Source organism: Pseudoalteromonas sp. OFAV1 (genome assembly GCF_021532595.1).
Lineage (GTDB): Bacteria > Pseudomonadota > Gammaproteobacteria > Enterobacterales > Alteromonadaceae > Pseudoalteromonas > Pseudoalteromonas lipolytica_C.
This window is the reverse complement of sequence record NZ_JAKGBG010000003.1, coordinates 153,792-169,206: the sequence shown is the minus strand read 5'-3', so window position 1 is coordinate 169,206 and position 15,415 is coordinate 153,792. Positions and strand designations below refer to the sequence as shown.

The following is a 15,415-nucleotide window of genomic DNA, read 5'->3' as shown; positions in this document are numbered from 1 at the left end:
TGTTCCAGTTTAAAAATGTTTTCAAGATTATGCTTACACTGGGAAGGGGGTGCAAGTCTCTGCGATAAAATTAAACAAAAAGGAGCCTGTTGGCTCCTTTATTTAACTAATAGAATAAGGTGGATTAAACGCTTACTGCTTGTAATGATTCACTTTGATAACAGCCTAATACACGGGTGTACTGGGTGTGTTCTTTTAGCTCTTCGAGCGCTTGTTTAACATGTAAGTCATCAAGGTTCGCTTCAAGGTCGACATAAAACACTTCTTCCCATGGGTTACCAGGTACAGGGCGAGATTCAAGCTTTACTAGATTGATCTGATGGTGTTTGAAAATCATCAGTGCATCTGCCAAAGAACCGGCTTGTTGTTTTGTAGCCATAATTAAACTGGTTTTGGTCGGAATTTGCTTTGAAACTTGTAGCGGCTTACGTGCTACAACGATAAAGCGGCTATGATTTTCACTTTGATTAGCAAGACCTGACTTAACAACCTCTAGGCCAACATTTTTACCGGCTTGTGCTGAGCCAATTGCGGCACTGTTAGGTGTTTCAACAGCTGATTTTAAGGCGTGATAGGTTGAGTCGCAGGTTTCATGCTGAATATCTCCCAAACCTTGGATAAAGCGGCTGCATTGAGCAAAAGGCTGAGGATGAGCAAACACTTTGTTGATGTGAGAAAGCTCTGTGCCAGGCATCGCTAATAGGCAATGTTCAACACTGTGTGTCACTTCACCGACAATGGATACTTGCGCATGTTGTAATAAATCAAACACCTCATTAATACTGCCTGAGCTGGTATTTTCAATAGGCAATAAGCCAAAGTCTGCCTGACCACTTTCTACTTTACCTGTGATTTGATCAAAACTAGTACAGCCCATTTCAATTACTTTACCTGGGCGACGGCTAAAATATTTATGGCAAGCTAGTTGGCTATATGAGCCTTGTCCACCTAAGTATGCTACGCGGTGTGTTTCGCTCATTGCTTCAGGGTTGAGGTTCTTTTGCAACATGGCTTGCTGATTTAAAACTGAGTCTTCAAGAATAGTCTGAAAGACATTGTTTATGTAGTAGGCGTCTAGGCCAAGTGATTTACCATAGCTTATTAGCTTTTCGAGTAACGCTTGCTCACGTGCTTCATCTCGTATTGGTTTATTGTTAGCAATTTTATACTCAACAACGCTATGGCTTATTCGGCGTCTTTTGGCCAGTAAGACTAATAAATCTGAATCAATTTCATTGATATCGTGTCGTAATGCATTTAATACATCATTGCTCATGTTGGTTTCCTCATTCCAAAACAGTGCACAAACAAAAAAGCCTCCCAAGAGGGAGGCTTTAGCTATTCGGTGAATTTATCTCGCAAACAGTTAAGCCTCCTCTATCTAAAGAAGCTAAAAAACGAAAAACGTGTGCGAGAGATAATTTTATTCATTGCTTTAATGTAAAAACACTTGTACACAAAGTCAACTGCATATCGCAGTAATTTATAAATGAGTACACTGATTAGGAAAATTCATTAATCTTCATAAAAAATTTATAAATATAAAAATGAATCTGGTATATTTGTTTTTGCATAATAAATAATAACAATTATTAATAAGGTAGTCCTGTGGTGTATCGACGACCGCCATCACGGTTTGGTGTGAATTCATTAAGTATGAAATTGTCGCTGCTGATCTCTGCGATTTGTTTAATTGCGGGTATTTGTGCAGCGGCTTTAATGCTCAAATCCGAAGAGAAGCAACTCGTGTTTGAAGAGCATGATCTCTTAAAGCACTCAAGTGAACGCTTAACAAAGCAGTTTAATCATTTAATCAACACTAAAATTAATATTGCGGAACAGGCTAATTCCGTTGTTAGTAGCCAGTTGCTACAAAGCGACTCTCATTTGCAAAGTAATTTTAACTCAGAAATTAAATTTGCTGTAGACGGCAGTATTCGTAGCACTTCTGCTGATGGGTTATCAGCTGCATTTATACCACAAGAAAATTACTCACCGTTTTACAAACAATTAATTAATGATTCCGAGTCATTATGGAAAATTGTTTCACCTACCTTAATCCAAGACTTTTTCAATTTCTATCTGATCACAAAAGACAATTTTATTCGTATTGCGCCGCCTAACTGGGCGCTAAATGTTCCGGGCGATTTTAATTTTACGACTGGTAAAACCTTTAACTACGCTAAAGAAGCTACCAACCCAAGTCGTGAAGCTGTTTGGTCAAATGTTTATTACGATAATATATGGCACAAATGGGTTGTGAGTGTGCTCGTTCCTATTTATCGTGGAAATGAGTTTTTTGGTGTAACAGGAAGCGATATTGCACTTGAAACACTGCTTTCTCAATTACCGATTGGCGATCGCGAACAAAACCTATTTGTTTTTGATGCGAATGGTCAATTATTGGCGCACCCTGATTTAGATAAGAAAACATTAGAAAAGTACGGGCGTGAGGGGAAAAAATTAGCGACTCAAGATTTTGTGAATGCTGACTTGCAAAAGCTAGTCTCTGAAACCATTCGTCTTAGGTTGCCTGAGTCGGCAAATTCATTTGTACAAGATGGTGAAACTCATATTATCAATATCCGCAAAGTTGAACAGCTCGACTGGTATATTGGTATTTATAAAAAGCGTTCATCGGCATTATCTGCGTTAGAAGAGCTGAAAGTTAAATTTTTTGGCTTATTTATTTTGTACGCTATTTTAGTTGCACTGTTACTTCATCAAGCACTTTATCAATTAGTGTTACGCCGTATTCACTCTTTGGTTAATGCTGTGGTGAGCTTTGGTAAAGGGCAATTGCAAACAGAGTTTCCTAAAGAAAATAAAGATGAAATCGGTACCTTGAATGGTTCTTTCAGAGATATGGCCGTTGAGATCCGTAAATTGATAGATGGTTTAAATCAGCGTATCAGTGAAAAGGAAATTGCAGAAAAAGCGGCAAATCGATTATCTAAGGCTGTTGCATTCTCCGGAACGGGGGTGGTCATTACAGATGAAGAGTTTGAAGTAAAATACGTCAACCCAAAAATGGTTGAGATGACAGGCTTTGAAGAACGTCACTTTATAGGCTCTCCTTTACTGAGCATTATTTCACAAGAGATGGCAATATTAGTTGATGATATTGATATTGACCTGCGAAGCCGAAATTATTGGCGCGGTGATACCTTATTACAAGCAAATGATCGTCAATCTGTTTGGGTTTCTTTAAGTATTTCACCAATTCGTGAAGACAGTGGTGAGATAACCAGTTACGTGGCATCAGCTCAAGATATTTCTTTTGTAAAAGAAAGCCAACGTAAGATGGAGCAACTTGCTTATTTTGATACCTTAACGGGGCTTGCAAACCGTACTTTCTTTAGAATGCAATTGCGTAAGTCAATGGCCTTAGCAGAGCGTGGTCATTATGCCTTTGCTTTGTTCTATTTTGATTTAGATGAATTCAAGCGTATCAATGATACGTTAGGCCATGATGCAGGTGACCAATTACTGGTTGAAGTAGCCAATCGCTTGAAAAAACGTTTACGCACAGAAGATACCATAGCCCGTTTAGGTGGTGATGAGTTTGCGGTTTTACTTAGTGGTATTGAGCATCAAACTCATGCGACAGAAGTTGCTAATACCATTCAACGTACGCTTAATGAGCCAATTAAGTTAGGTAACAATGAAGTGATCATTAGTGCCAGTATTGGTATTACAATGGCACCATTTGATAGCCAAGAAGAAGACCAATTACTCAAACATGCTGATCTTGCAATGTATGAAGCAAAAGCAAAGGGACGAAACACCTATCACTTCTATAGCCAAGAATTAAATGCTGCTGCGAATGAACGATTATTCATTGAAAATGAGTTACGTACAGGTATTCGTGAAGGCCAATTCAGAGTGTACTACCAACCTCAAGTTGATTGTCGTAACAACCAAGTTGTTGGGTACGAAGCGCTGATACGTTGGTTCCATCCGGAAGAGGGAATGATCCCACCGACTAAATTTATTCCTATTGCTGAAGCAACTGGATTAATTGTTGAGTTAGGAGCCTGGATTTTAAAAGAAGCCTGTGAGTTTGCAGCTCGATTAGCAGATCAGAATTTAAAAAATAATATCTCGATTAACTTATCTGCTCGACAGTTTAAAGATGCCAACCTAGTATCGACGCTTGATAACATTATTAAGCAAACTGGTGTAGAGCCAAAGCGACTGCACTTAGAGCTCACAGAAAGTATGCTGATGGGGCATGTAGAAGCTGCTATCTTGCAACTACATCAACTGAAAGCGTTGGGCGTGTCGATTTCGATTGACGACTTTGGTACAGGCTATTCATCATTAAGTTATTTGAAGCGTTTCCCGGTTGATATTTTGAAAGTTGACCGCTCGTTTGTTAAAGATATTCCTGAGGATAGCAACGACATGGAAATCACGGCTGCAATTATCGCGATGGCGCAAAAGCTTAAACTAAACGTGGTTGCTGAAGGGGTTGAAACGATTGAGCAAATAGAATTTTTGCAAAATAACAATTGTTATATTGTGCAGGGCTTCTATTACAGTAAACCAGTCCCAGAAGATGAGTTACCAGCACTTTATGAGCACCTAAGCTCAATGAAGTCATAATGAGTGAGGGGGCTGACTAGCCCCCTGCAATTTTTACTTTAAATTTAAGCCCTTCGAGAATAGCTTTGAGTTTTTCTCTGTCGTCACCTTGCACCTCGATGATGCCTTCTTTAACGGCGCCACCTTGACCCATTTTACTTTTAATGGTTTTAGCCAGCTTTTTTAAGTCATGTTGCTCACTGTCAATACCAACAACTAGCATGACGCCTTTGCCTTTGCGGCCTTTTGTTTGACGCTCAATACGTAAAAAGCCATCTTTAAACGTTTTGCTTTGGGTTGGCTTTGTTTCTTTAGGTTGTTCAATACGGCCAGTCGCTGTTGAATAAACTAGATTATTGTCGCTCATAGTGGATCTCATTGTGAAAGCTTGCCCAAATAATAACAAATTTCATTCTAAGTGTTTTAATTTTTGGCTTATTTCTTTTAAGCAGTTATATTTAGATAATTCTGAGGAAGGAATTGTTTGTTAGGAGTTTATTATGAGTTTAACGTGCAGTACATCTGCAGATGGCGAAATTTTAACCGTTCAGATCAAAGGAAAGTTTGATTTTAATCTAGTGCAAACTTTTCGTCAGGCTTATGCTGACTTAAACGATAATATTAACAAGGTTGTTATTGACCTAAGAGAAACAGACTATATGGATAGCTCTGCACTAGGTATGCTGCTTAACATGAAAAAAAACCTTTCTGGTAAGGTCGACACAATTCAAATCAGTAACTGTCAGCCACAGCTAAAGAAAATTCTGCAAATTTCTCGTTTTGACAAAAAGTTTGATATTGATTGATGCTAAATATACTGGTTGTTGATGATTTAGAGTTAAATCGCCGTCTATTAACAGTGATGTTAGAGCAACAAGGTTATCGTGTTTTTACTGCCGATAATGGCTTGAATGCATTAAAGCTATTAGAAGAGAATAAAATCGACATCGTGTTACTTGATGTCATCATGCCAGTTATGGATGGCTTTGAAACTGCATCGATAATCAAAAAGCGCTTCAGCCAAGTTTACCTGCCAATTATTTTTATTACCTCATTAGAAGATGAGGCAAGTTTTGAGCGTTGTTTAGCTGTTGGGGGAGATGACTTCTTACAAAAACCATTTCAAGAAGTGATTCTAAACGCCAAGATAAAAGCACACAGCCGAATTAGAAACTTAAGCCAAAAAGCCCATGATCAGAATTTGCAACTTGAGTACCATCAAAATCAAGTTGAAAGAGAGCATGAGATTGTTGAGCATATCTTTAATAACGCATTAGAAAACCAGCAAGCATTTCCTGCTCATTTAGACTTCCATTTATCTCCTGCCGCCATGTTTAATGGTGATATGTTTCTTGTGGCACAAAGCCCTATTGGCAGTTTATATTGCATGTTAGGAGACTTTACAGGTCACGGCTTAGCTGCAGCGGTTGGTGCATTACCCGCTTCACGCGTGTTTTATACCATGGTAAGTAAAGGTATGTCGGTCAGTGATATTGCGGCTGAAATTAATACTGTACTGGGCAATTTACTGCCAGGCCATATGTTTTGTGCTGCGACTATTTTAGAGTTGAGTAAGTCTGGAAGAAGTGTTTCAGCATGGTTAGGTGGTTTACCTGACATTTATGTTATTAATGAAAAAGGCAACATAACCCGAACGCTAGAATCACAGCATATGGCGCTGGGTATTCTTGAGCCTGAAGAGTTTGAACGTGGTTTAATTCACATCGAAGTTGAGCCATCATCGCGAATCGTGATGGCAACAGATGGCATTATTGAAACAACTAACCTCAATGATGAGTACTTTGGTGAACAACGATTTAAAAAAGTATTAGCGTCAAAATCGTATATAAGTACGGAACAAATAATTGAGCGTGTTAATCGTTTTGCGCGTGGCAATCAACAACAAGATGACTTGAGCTTAGTGTTGTTAAATTGTTTGCCGGTTCCTTCACCAGAACAGACATATGAGCAATTTTCGCCTTTACCTTTTCATATCTCAATGAGTTTAAACGCAAAGCAAATTAAAAGTACCGACCCCGTTTTAGAAGTGATCGAACTGCTTAGCAAAATTGGTGGCTTAAATGATCATCGGGCTAATATATTTTTGATGTTATCTGAGGCTTATAATAATGCACTTGATCATGGTGTTCTTGGGCTTGACTCAGAGATAAAAAACCAAGAAGACGGTTTTTTAATCTATTATCAACAGCGAGAAGAAGCTCTGGCTTCGTTAAGCGAAGCATTAATCATTATAGATATTCAATATAGTCCCGAAACATTAGAATTAGACTTTACGATTTGTGACTCAGGGAATGGATTTTCAAAAACAGGGCAGAGTCAGCAAAACCTAGTTAGAGAACATGGTCGAGGTCTATGTTTACTTTCTGAGATAGCTTCTAAAGTCTCATTTAATAGCGCTGGCAACCAAGTCGAAATTAATTATAAATTAACTGCAAGCAAAGCTAGCTCGCACTAAAATCGCATGTTATCATTTCGGCATTATAGATGTTTGGATGGCTAAATGATTTCTACTTACTTATCTGTTGCCCAACTAGATTTACCTGAAAACCTTGTTGCGGAGCAATTATCAAACCTTGAGCAATATCTTGCAGAGTCAGCATTACCTTCAGTGCGCTGGCAGTACCAAATCCCTGAGCTAGGCGAGGGTGGTGCGTGTAGCTTATTTGGTTATTTGCAAGATGAACCATTCAAATTAAACGACTATGTTGCAGACAATGCTGTAAACACTGAAAAGCTGGCTAAGCTTCAACAAATCATCGATTTTGTCGTAGCCCAGACGCAAGTAGATTGGTTTGGTATTTATCAAGCAACAAATACAGACGAAGGCTCACAGTTATTGAAGCTGGTTTACCATGGCGCGCCAAGTCGTCCGTTATTTCCTCTAACAGACGCATTCGCTAAGGGTAGCAATAATGTACAGGTTGCACTATCTAAGCAAGGGCGTGTGATCAATAACGTTGCTGATTACCTTGCTCAAGGTGGTGAGTACTATACTTGCGATCCTAAAGTGAAAGCAGAGACCTGTTTACCATTACTTTCAGACAAAAACGAATGCTTAGGTATTATAGATGCAGAAGCATTTAATACTGATTTCTTTGATCAACAAACCCTTGCATTACTTGTGGCGTGTTGTATTAAAATTCCTCAACTCTTGGTCTAATTTAACTAGTAATTAGGCTGGGTTTTTATGTTAAGCTAGTGGCAACGCTAACCCCTATAAAAAGAGATAGTCAATGTTCTCAGAATTAAAACCATTACCAACAGATCCTATTCTTGGCCTAATGGCGGCCTTTAAACAAGATACAAACCCGAAGAAAATCGATTTGGGTGTAGGTGTTTATAAGGATGAGCAAGGCAATACGCCTGTATTAAAAGCGGTTAAAAAAGCGGAAGCGTTTCGTTTAGAAAACGAAACCAGTAAATCGTACATTGGCTTGGCGGGTAACTTAGATTACTGCCAAAAAATGGAAAACTTATTACTGGGTGAGCATCCTGCGTTATTAGCAAACCGTGTTCGCACTGCACAAGCACCAGGTGGTACAGGTGCACTTCGTGTTGCAGCTGAATTCATCAAGCGTTGCAATAAAGATGCAACGGTATGGGTTACTACGCCAACGTGGGCAAACCACATCAGCTTATTCGAAGCGGCAGGCTTAACAGTAAAAGAGTACCCTTACTACGATTACGAAAATAAAGACCTATTGTTTGATGACATGATAAACACCCTAAAGCAAGTGCCTAAAGGTGATGTTGTGTTATTCCACGCATGTTGTCACAACCCAAGCGGTATGGATTTAAATGCTGAGCAATGGAGCACAGTTGCTGATCTTGCTGTTGAAGTTGGTTTCACGCCACTTGTTGATATTGCTTACCAAGGTTTTGGTTCAAGCCTTGAAGAAGACGCTGCTGGTCTTCGTAAACTAGCTGCAGCGGTAGATGAGCTAATCATCTGTTCTTCATGTTCGAAAAACTTCGGTCTATACCGCGAGCGTATCGGTGCGTGTTCAATTATTGCAAAAGATGCTGCAACTGCTGATATCTCTAACTCTGTATTATTAAGCGTTGTACGTAGTATTTATTCAATGCCGCCTGCACACGGTGCTGATATTGTTAGCACGATTTTAGGCAGCACTGAGCTTACGCAAATGTGGCACGATGAGCTTGATGAAATGCGTAACCGTATTAATGGTTTACGTACTTTAATCAAAGAAAGCTTAGCAGCGAAAGGGATTGAACAAGATTTCTCATTTATTGACCGTCAAAATGGTATGTTCTCATTCCTAGGTATTAATAAAGAGCAAATCGAACGCTTACAAAAAGAGTACTCAATCTACATTGTTGGTTCTAGCCGTGTAAACGTTGCTGGTATCAGTGATGCAAACATTGATTACTTTGCTAATGCAGTAGCAGACGTTTGTAAATAATCGGCTCTATAGCGATAAAAAACCGCAGTCACTGCGGTTTTTTTGTATCTAAATTTTATTTGCGGACAGGGCTAATGTAACCAGCGTATCGCATCATTTAGCATTGCATTATAGCTATCAAGCGGTGCATCAAGGCTGGCTATCAGTATCGTGTCAGCTTGTTTACCGCGGTTTATATGCCCAGCAAAACGTTCATCACTGAAATCTTCTGAGCCAGTACCAAAAGGCTGTTCGTCAGCAGGGACGATAAAGACAGTCATTGGGCCAAAGTCAGATTCAAATACCAAGTGCAGTCCTTTTTTCCCCTGAAAATTACAAAACATTAAATAAGTAACTTTACCGGGTAGCTCATCTAAATGTCCGCCAATTGTGGCAAACTTTTCGTTCACATAGGCAAGGTCAATTGGCTCATGTTTATCAAGCGAGTCAATTTCATGATACAAATGAGTAAAAGCATGCTCACCAACACTGTATAACGTATGCTGTTTGTTAGTAACGAAGAACACACTAATTGCCACTAAAAACGACGCTGCAGCCGCTAAATAAAGGCGATTAAAGGCAAAGCGCGACTTAGCCTCAATAATAGTGTCTAACGGCTGCTCAGAGAGCTGTTCTTCTGCTGCATAAGTATTATCAATAATTCGCTTTGCTAGATTTTCAGGCACGGGTACGTTGAGTGCTTTACTTAGCTCATCATCTAAGGCACGTACATCATCGATAAACGCCTGTTTATCTTCGTCCTGCTCGGCAAACGCGTCAAGCTCCTTATCAGTCGTGCTTGGCTCGGCGAGGATGCGGCGGCGAAACTCGAGTTCATCCATTAATTTGATGCTCCTCTAAGTTGATCATCATCACTGCTTAAAGCCTCTTTAAGCTGGTTTCTGGCACGGAAAAGACGTGTCATTACCGTGTTTTTATTTAAATCGAGTATCTCGGCAATTTCATCACCCGAACACCCCATTACTACTTGTAACAGCAGTGGCTCGCGATACTCTTCTGATAACTTTCCAATTTGTCGTTGAATCACTGTTTGTTCCATTTCAGCATCAAGCGTCGTGCTTTTTTCATCTACAAGTGTGTCATTTTCAACATCGGCGTAATCAAATTGTTTACGTTCGAATCGCCGAGCATTTTCTCGTCGTAATATAGTGAGTAACCAAGGTTTAGCTGCTTGCTGATCTTGCAGTGAATCCAAGGCACGCCAAGCCCTCAGGAAGGTTTCCTGCACTAAGTCTTCTGCAATACTCTGATCACGACATAACCAATATGCAAAGCGAAAAAGCTCACTGTGGTAGATATGAACCAGTGCTTCATATCGCTTTTGTTTTTCTGTCATAGTAAATAAGACCCGCCCACCAGAAAAAAACTTTCTGAATTTATATTATTTTTACATAAAAAACGGCTAATTGTAGATTAGCCGTTTAAATTCAACGTATTAATATTAATCGTATAGATTCTTTAATACATCTTCTTGGTTTGTCGACTTAACGTGCTTAGTGGCTTGGCTAAGCAAAGCCACAATCTTTGCTAAATCAGGATGCTCGTCTGCTGAACTATAGAGTTTAGCGCGTAATTTAGCAATTTCCTCATTGAGGGCTTGATTGTTAAGTGTTGCTTGCAGGTGCTCAATTGGTCGTGTTGTGTGACCGGTTTGCTGTTTAGCGTAGGCCATTAACGTGCTGTAGAAGAGAGCATTGTTGCGTTGTTTAGCGACCTTCTTAAGCTCATCAAGTGATGTTGAAGAAGCAGCTACTGATTGTGGTGCGACTTCACGTACTGTTGGGCGTTTTTTAATATACAGAACCAAAGTGACTAACCACAGGCCATAGCCTACAGCTGCAACAATTACGAGCCAAGCTGGTGTGCTGACTTGAGTGACAGTTTGCACAGCCGGTGGTATATCTGTCACAGCGGCAGAGTTGTCAGTTTGGGGCTGTGTAAGCGTCGCTGGTGGCGGGGTTAATGGGTTAGTACTTGGTATCACCGTAATTGTGCGTGCAGGAAGCGTGGCATAACTGATACGGTTTATTTTAGTATTAAACCAAGGCAATTTTATTTCAGGTAAAGTGTATGTTCCTGGTGTTTGAGGTAATAACGCATAAGACGCTGTTTGCTGAGAAATAACGCGACCATCACGCACTAAGTGGTTATTCTCTTTTTGATCAGGGTAACTTCTAAAACCTTGTACTTGTGGCATCTCGATATCAGGCAGCTGTTCTTTGGTGACACCAAGCGCGGTGAGTTTGATTGTACGTGTAATTGGCGTACCTACCTCTACCGTGTCATCTTTTGGTTGCCATTGCTCATCAAGGTTGACTAATTCACTTGGCAGCCAAGCACCTGTGTAGTTATCAGGAATTGGTTTTATGTCTACATCAACATTTTCACCCATAGCTGAAATTGCCATTTGGCGATAGTTTTGACGGATACGGCCATTAAAGACAGGGGCTGTAATGGTATTAATGCCGCTTTTTTGTGGTTGCACTAGGTATTCGCGAGTGATCACCAAATAACGCTTTCCATCAATCAGCTCATAGCTTTCTGATTGTTTATTGATGGCGGTTAATTCGGCATTTTCCATTTCTGGTGTCGTAAGGTTGCCATCAAGTAGCTCTTTATTGTTGTCTATGTATAGCTTAACTGTATAAACACCAGCTTCTTGCACATACAAACTTTGCGGTTTAATACTGGTTTTGATAAATGCATCTTGGCTTTGTTCAGAGTTTTGACTCCGTTTGCTAACCGTTAACTCAATTGGCTGCGAAGTTGCACCTGCGACGGTAAATGCTGGGATTGTGTAAGTCCCTTCTTTGCGAGTCATTAATTTTACAGACCAACTCGTTTGCTTACTGATTTCACCATTAATAATGTTGGTGCGGGTACTAACGCTCGTTGGTCCAACAACAAAGTCTTTTAATAGTACAGAGGTATCAGGTTGCTCGCTGTTGATGGTGTCGTCAGCGGTAATAGTTAATATGAAAAACTCACCTGCAAGGACTGGGTTTTTATCAACACTTGCCTGTAGTTGGGTGGCAGCCCAAAGCGGCGCTGCCGCGATTAGCAATAAACAACATAATAATCGCATTACCATGATTTTTCGGCTCCTCGTGGACGACGTTGATAGTTTCGTTTTTGTGCTTCTAATTGCATTTTATTTCTTAATAAGATCGCAGGATCATCAGGGACTTTACGAAGTAACTGATTAAGCTGTTGTGCTTTTTCTTTCTCTTCATTAGTCAGTTCAGCTGCTTGTGCCTGCATAGCTTGTTGCTCTGCTTGCTGTTTAGCTTGTTCATCGCTTTGCGATGGCTCTGGCTTTGCATCTTGTTGCTCGGGGGACTGCTCTGGCTTTTGTTCACCTGATTGTGGTGACTGTTGTGCTTCAGATTCCATTTCAGGTTTGTTTTGCTGGCCACTTTCAGACTCGCTTTGCTCACCTTTTTGATCTGATTGTTCACCTTGCTCAGAGGGTTGTTGCCCCTCTTGCTGCTCACTTTGCTCAGAGTTTTCACCTTGCTGGGAATTCTCTCCCTGTTGCTTTTGCTGGTTATCTTGCTGGCCATCGCTGTTTTGTTGATCATTGTTTTGCTGTTGATCTTGTTGCTGCTGTTGTTGCTCTTGCTGCTGCAATAACTGTTCAACGAGGGCTTGGTTTTCTTTTGCTTCAGTAAAATCATTTTTAAGTTGCTGGGCTTGTTTATAAGCCTCTATGGCTTGCTCTAGCTCACCAGCCTTGGCAAGAGCATTACCATAGTTATACAAACCAGTAGCTGACTTATCTTCGCTAAAGGCGTCCATGGCCGCTTGGTAATTACCTTGCTGATAAAGGGCTGCGCCTTTTAGTTGCGCGTTTTCTGCTTGTGCGGCTTGTTCAAATTGATTCTGCTGATAGGCATCAAGGGCGCGTTGGTCTTGGTTTTTAAACACCTCTGGTAACTCAGCGGCGTAAACCTGTTGCTGAGGCAGTAGCATAACAAACAAAACCCCAAGCACTAGGCTGCTTCGGCGAATCAAAAAAAGTGCTAACGGTAGTAAAATAATCAGGCCATAAATACCCGCATCAACACGCCATAAAGCTTGGCTTTGTTTTTCATCTTTAAGCACTTCAGCATTGGCACTAGGTGCGAATGTTTTAATATCTTGATTACTGGTTTGATAAAGCGCAAATTTGCCACCACTATTACGTGCAAGTGCATTTAAGCGACTCACATTTAATTTTGGAATAACAATTTGTCCTTGCATGTCTTTCAAAAAACCACCTTCAGGAAGCTTGATTGGCGCACCTTGCTCAGTGCCTACACCATAAATATTTAAGCGATAATCCGATTCACTTGTAAAGCGAGCAATATCTTCTTGGTCAAGTTGGTCAACACCATCCGTTACTAAAATAATATCGCCTTCAAGGTAACCCGCTTGTTTAAGTAGCTCATTTGCTTTTTCTAAACCATCAATCACATTTGAGCCTTTGCTTGGCATGATATCAGGGCTTAGGCTTGGGATAAGATTAGCCAACGTGCTGGCGTCATTGGTTAGCGGCGAAATAGTAAATGCAGAGCCTGCATAAGCAACCAATGCTGTATCACCTTCTTTGAAAAGCTCAATCATATCAAGTGCTTTAAAGCGAGCTTGAACTAAGCGGCTTGGCGCAATGTCGGTACTGAACATAGAGTACGACATATCCATCACAATGACTCGAGCGTTTTTTGCTTGAAACACTGGCACTTGTTTTTTCTCAAAGCTTGGGCCTGCAGAAAACACAATAGCTAATAAGGTAAACAGCGCAACTAACCAAAGTGGTTGGCTTTGTTTTTTGTGGTTGTCGCTCATTACAAACTGTGCCAAATGGGGGGCTATTAAATCAGCTGGGGCGCTCTTTTTATTGCGCACTAACAACACACTAAAAATAATCAATGCTGGGATTAATAACCAAAGTAGGGCAGGGCGAATAAATTCAAAATCCATACTAGCTCTCCTGCTTAAATTGGCGGATAAAACTGACTAGCATTGCTAAGCTTATTAAGCCAAGCGCTATAAGCAGTGGAATATAAAACAAAGAAATTTGCGGGCGGAACGTTTGCTCATCGCTACTAATAGGCTCAAGTTTATCAAGCTCTTGATAAATTTGTTGTAAACCAGCCACATCTTTTGCTCTAAAGTATAAGCCGCCGGTTTGCTCTGCAATACGCTTTAATAAGCTTTCATCAAGGTTACCACCATTCATGCCACCCATATTAAATAGGCTAAAACCACGTGGGTTATCTGAGCCAACGCCAATGGTATATACTTTGATACCTTCTTCGCGGGCTAACAGTAGCGCATCTTCTGGATCGAGGTTACCAGCGGTGTTTTGTCCATCAGTTAATAGCACAACAATACGATTACTTTCATCTTTGTTGGCAAAGCGTTTTACCGATAAACCTAATGCATCACCGATGGCTGTTGCTCGGCCAACTAGGCCAATTTGTGCTTCGCTTAGCATTTGGCTCACAGTTTTAACATCACGTGTAAGTGGCGTTTGTAAAAATGCCGTATCGCCAAATAAAATAAGACCAAGGCGGTCACCCTGACGCTGCTCAATAAAGTCACTTAATACAGCTTTTACCATGGTTAGCCTATCGACATATTGATTCTGATAGGCCATATCTTGCTCGGTCATTGAGCCAGATAAATCCACTGCAAGCATAATGTCGCGGCCTTCATTAGGCAGTGTGATAGGCTCATCAAGCCAAGTTGGGTTTGCTATTGCAACAACCAGTGAACCCCATACTGCCCATTCGAGTAATGAAACTTTACGGCTATGTTGCTGCACTGTTTGATTATTCAAGCCAAGCTTAGCAAAGCCTGGGATACGTAAACGTAACTGCCCTTGCTGCTTTAGCGGCATAAAGCGGCTTAATAACCAAGGAAGTGGTAAAAGTACAAAACACCATGGCCAACTAAACTCAAACATTGATTGGCTCCTTGAGTTTAAAGTTGTGGATGGCGCTGCGTAATTTAGCCCCAAGCTCGGCATTATTCGTTTGCTGTTGATAAAGTGGCATTAGTTCATCGTAACTAAAGTTGTCGCCACTAAGCTTAGACAAGCTTTCTGACCACTTTGCTAAAGGCTGAGAGGCAAGCTGGTTGTTGTAATAATGACGAGTTAAACGTTTTAAAATAATGTGTAGCTGTTGTGCGTCATCATCAGCCACTGTTTTACTTAATTTAATGGCTTGTTTTTTGGCTTTTTTAAACTGCTGGTTTTTATATAAAAGCACTAAGCCGACAATTAATAACGAACCAACTAAGGCGATGATAAGCCACCAAATTGGAGCAAGTGGCCACCATGCAACCTCGGTTGGTGCAATGACATCATGTAAGCCATCTAGCGGATTTTTTTGCAT

Annotated in this window: 12 protein-coding genes and 1 pseudogene; 5 read left to right on the top strand and 8 right to left on the bottom strand. The window is 40.5% G+C overall.

All coding sequences use genetic code 11. From position 1 onward, the window contains the following. Positions 1–124: 124 nt before the first annotated feature. Positions 125–1,276 (bottom strand): chorismate mutase, encoded by a 1,152-nt coding sequence (locus L1267_RS02920; RefSeq protein WP_135923901.1) that lies wholly within the window; start codon positions 1,274–1,276, stop codon positions 125–127. A gap of 332 nt (positions 1,277–1,608) precedes the next feature. On the opposite strand from L1267_RS02920, the gene L1267_RS02915 reads away from it, so the two are divergent. Then, entirely contained in the window at positions 1,609–4,608 is a 3,000-nt protein-coding gene (locus tag L1267_RS02915; RefSeq protein ID WP_199527881.1) for a bifunctional diguanylate cyclase/phosphodiesterase, read from the top strand. 16 nt (positions 4,609–4,624) lie between these two features. Here the strand turns inward: L1267_RS02915 and L1267_RS02910 are convergent, their stop codons facing one another. After that, a complete protein-coding gene (locus L1267_RS02910; RefSeq protein WP_135923902.1) occupies positions 4,625–4,954 on the bottom strand; it encodes a stress response translation initiation inhibitor YciH in 330 nt (109 codons plus the stop codon). A gap of 133 nt (positions 4,955–5,087) precedes the next feature. Here L1267_RS02910 and L1267_RS02905 point away from each other — a divergent pair, with 133 nt between their 5' ends. The 4 genes from L1267_RS02905 (at position 5,088) to L1267_RS02890 (ending at position 9,032) form a co-directional block, all read left to right on the top strand. Beyond that, on the top strand, positions 5,088–5,393 hold the full coding sequence (locus L1267_RS02905; protein WP_135923903.1) for an STAS domain-containing protein: 306 nt from the start codon (positions 5,088–5,090) through the stop codon (positions 5,391–5,393). After that, the gene (locus tag L1267_RS02900) at positions 5,393–7,063 is read left to right on the top strand and encodes an ATP-binding SpoIIE family protein phosphatase (protein WP_235382064.1); all 1,671 of its coding nucleotides are present in this window, start codon (positions 5,393–5,395) and stop codon (positions 7,061–7,063) included. The genes L1267_RS02905 and L1267_RS02900 overlap by 1 nt, the downstream gene beginning before the upstream one ends. A gap of 45 nt (positions 7,064–7,108) precedes the next feature. Further along, a complete protein-coding gene (locus tag L1267_RS02895; RefSeq protein ID WP_235382063.1) occupies positions 7,109–7,768 on the top strand; it encodes a GAF domain-containing protein in 660 nt (219 codons plus the stop codon). A 73-nt stretch (positions 7,769–7,841) separates the two neighbouring features. Continuing rightward, a complete protein-coding gene (locus tag L1267_RS02890; RefSeq protein WP_054553227.1) occupies positions 7,842–9,032 on the top strand; it encodes an amino acid aminotransferase in 1,191 nt (396 codons plus the stop codon). A 71-nt stretch (positions 9,033–9,103) separates the two neighbouring features. Here L1267_RS02890 and L1267_RS02885 read toward each other — a convergent pair whose 3' ends face one another. The 6 genes and pseudogenes from L1267_RS02885 to L1267_RS02860 all read right to left on the bottom strand — a co-directional run bounded on the left by L1267_RS02885 (position 9,104) and on the right by L1267_RS02860 (position 15,415). Then, the gene (locus tag L1267_RS02885) at positions 9,104–9,853 is read right to left on the bottom strand and encodes a DUF3379 family protein (RefSeq protein WP_235382062.1); all 750 of its coding nucleotides are present in this window, start codon (positions 9,851–9,853) and stop codon (positions 9,104–9,106) included. After that, positions 9,853–10,395: pseudogene (locus tag L1267_RS02880) on the bottom strand (sigma-70 family RNA polymerase sigma factor); the annotation flags it as partial. The gene L1267_RS02885 and the pseudogene L1267_RS02880, both read right to left, overlap by 1 nt. Positions 10,396–10,473: 78 nt before the next feature. Beyond that, positions 10,474–12,123 carry a BatD family protein gene (locus L1267_RS02875; RefSeq protein ID WP_199527877.1) on the bottom strand — a complete coding sequence of 550 codons (1,650 nt, stop codon included), beginning with the start codon at positions 12,121–12,123 and terminating at the stop codon, positions 10,474–10,476. Then, positions 12,117–13,994, bottom strand: coding sequence for a VWA domain-containing protein (locus L1267_RS02870; RefSeq protein WP_235382061.1), 1,878 nt, complete (start codon positions 13,992–13,994; stop codon positions 12,117–12,119). Before L1267_RS02870 ends, L1267_RS02875 begins: the two co-directional genes overlap by 7 nt. Position 13,995: 1 nt before the next feature. Then, positions 13,996–14,982 (bottom strand): vWA domain-containing protein, encoded by a 987-nt coding sequence (locus tag L1267_RS02865; protein WP_135923911.1) that lies wholly within the window; start codon positions 14,980–14,982, stop codon positions 13,996–13,998. After that, positions 14,975–15,415 carry a DUF4381 domain-containing protein gene (locus L1267_RS02860; RefSeq protein ID WP_138557445.1) on the bottom strand — a complete coding sequence of 147 codons (441 nt, stop codon included), beginning with the start codon at positions 15,413–15,415 and terminating at the stop codon, positions 14,975–14,977. The genes L1267_RS02865 and L1267_RS02860 overlap by 8 nt, the downstream gene beginning before the upstream one ends.

Bases quoted from the DNA above. Each gene is read 5' to 3' on its own strand.
- L1267_RS02920 (WP_135923901.1), bottom strand. From the start codon at position 1,276: ATGAGCAATGATGTATTAAATGCATTACGACACGATATCAATGAAATT.
- L1267_RS02910 (WP_135923902.1), bottom strand. From the start codon at position 4,954: ATGAGCGACAATAATCTAGTTTATTCAACAGCGACTGGCCGTATTGAA.
- L1267_RS02905 (WP_135923903.1), top strand. From the start codon at position 5,088: ATGAGTTTAACGTGCAGTACATCTGCAGATGGCGAAATTTTAACCGTT.
- L1267_RS02900 (WP_235382064.1), top strand. From the start codon at position 5,393: ATGCTAAATATACTGGTTGTTGATGATTTAGAGTTAAATCGCCGTCTA.
- L1267_RS02895 (WP_235382063.1), top strand. From the start codon at position 7,109: ATGATTTCTACTTACTTATCTGTTGCCCAACTAGATTTACCTGAAAAC.
- L1267_RS02890 (WP_054553227.1), top strand. From the start codon at position 7,842: ATGTTCTCAGAATTAAAACCATTACCAACAGATCCTATTCTTGGCCTA.
- L1267_RS02885 (WP_235382062.1), bottom strand. From the start codon at position 9,853: ATGGATGAACTCGAGTTTCGCCGCCGCATCCTCGCCGAGCCAAGCACG.
- L1267_RS02875 (WP_199527877.1), bottom strand. From the start codon at position 12,123: ATGGTAATGCGATTATTATGTTGTTTATTGCTAATCGCGGCAGCGCCG.
- L1267_RS02870 (WP_235382061.1), bottom strand. From the start codon at position 13,994: ATGGATTTTGAATTTATTCGCCCTGCCCTACTTTGGTTATTAATCCCA.
- L1267_RS02865 (WP_135923911.1), bottom strand. From the start codon at position 14,982: ATGTTTGAGTTTAGTTGGCCATGGTGTTTTGTACTTTTACCACTTCCT.
- L1267_RS02860 (WP_138557445.1), bottom strand. From the start codon at position 15,415: ATGCAAAAAAATCCGCTAGATGGCTTACATGATGTCATTGCACCAACC.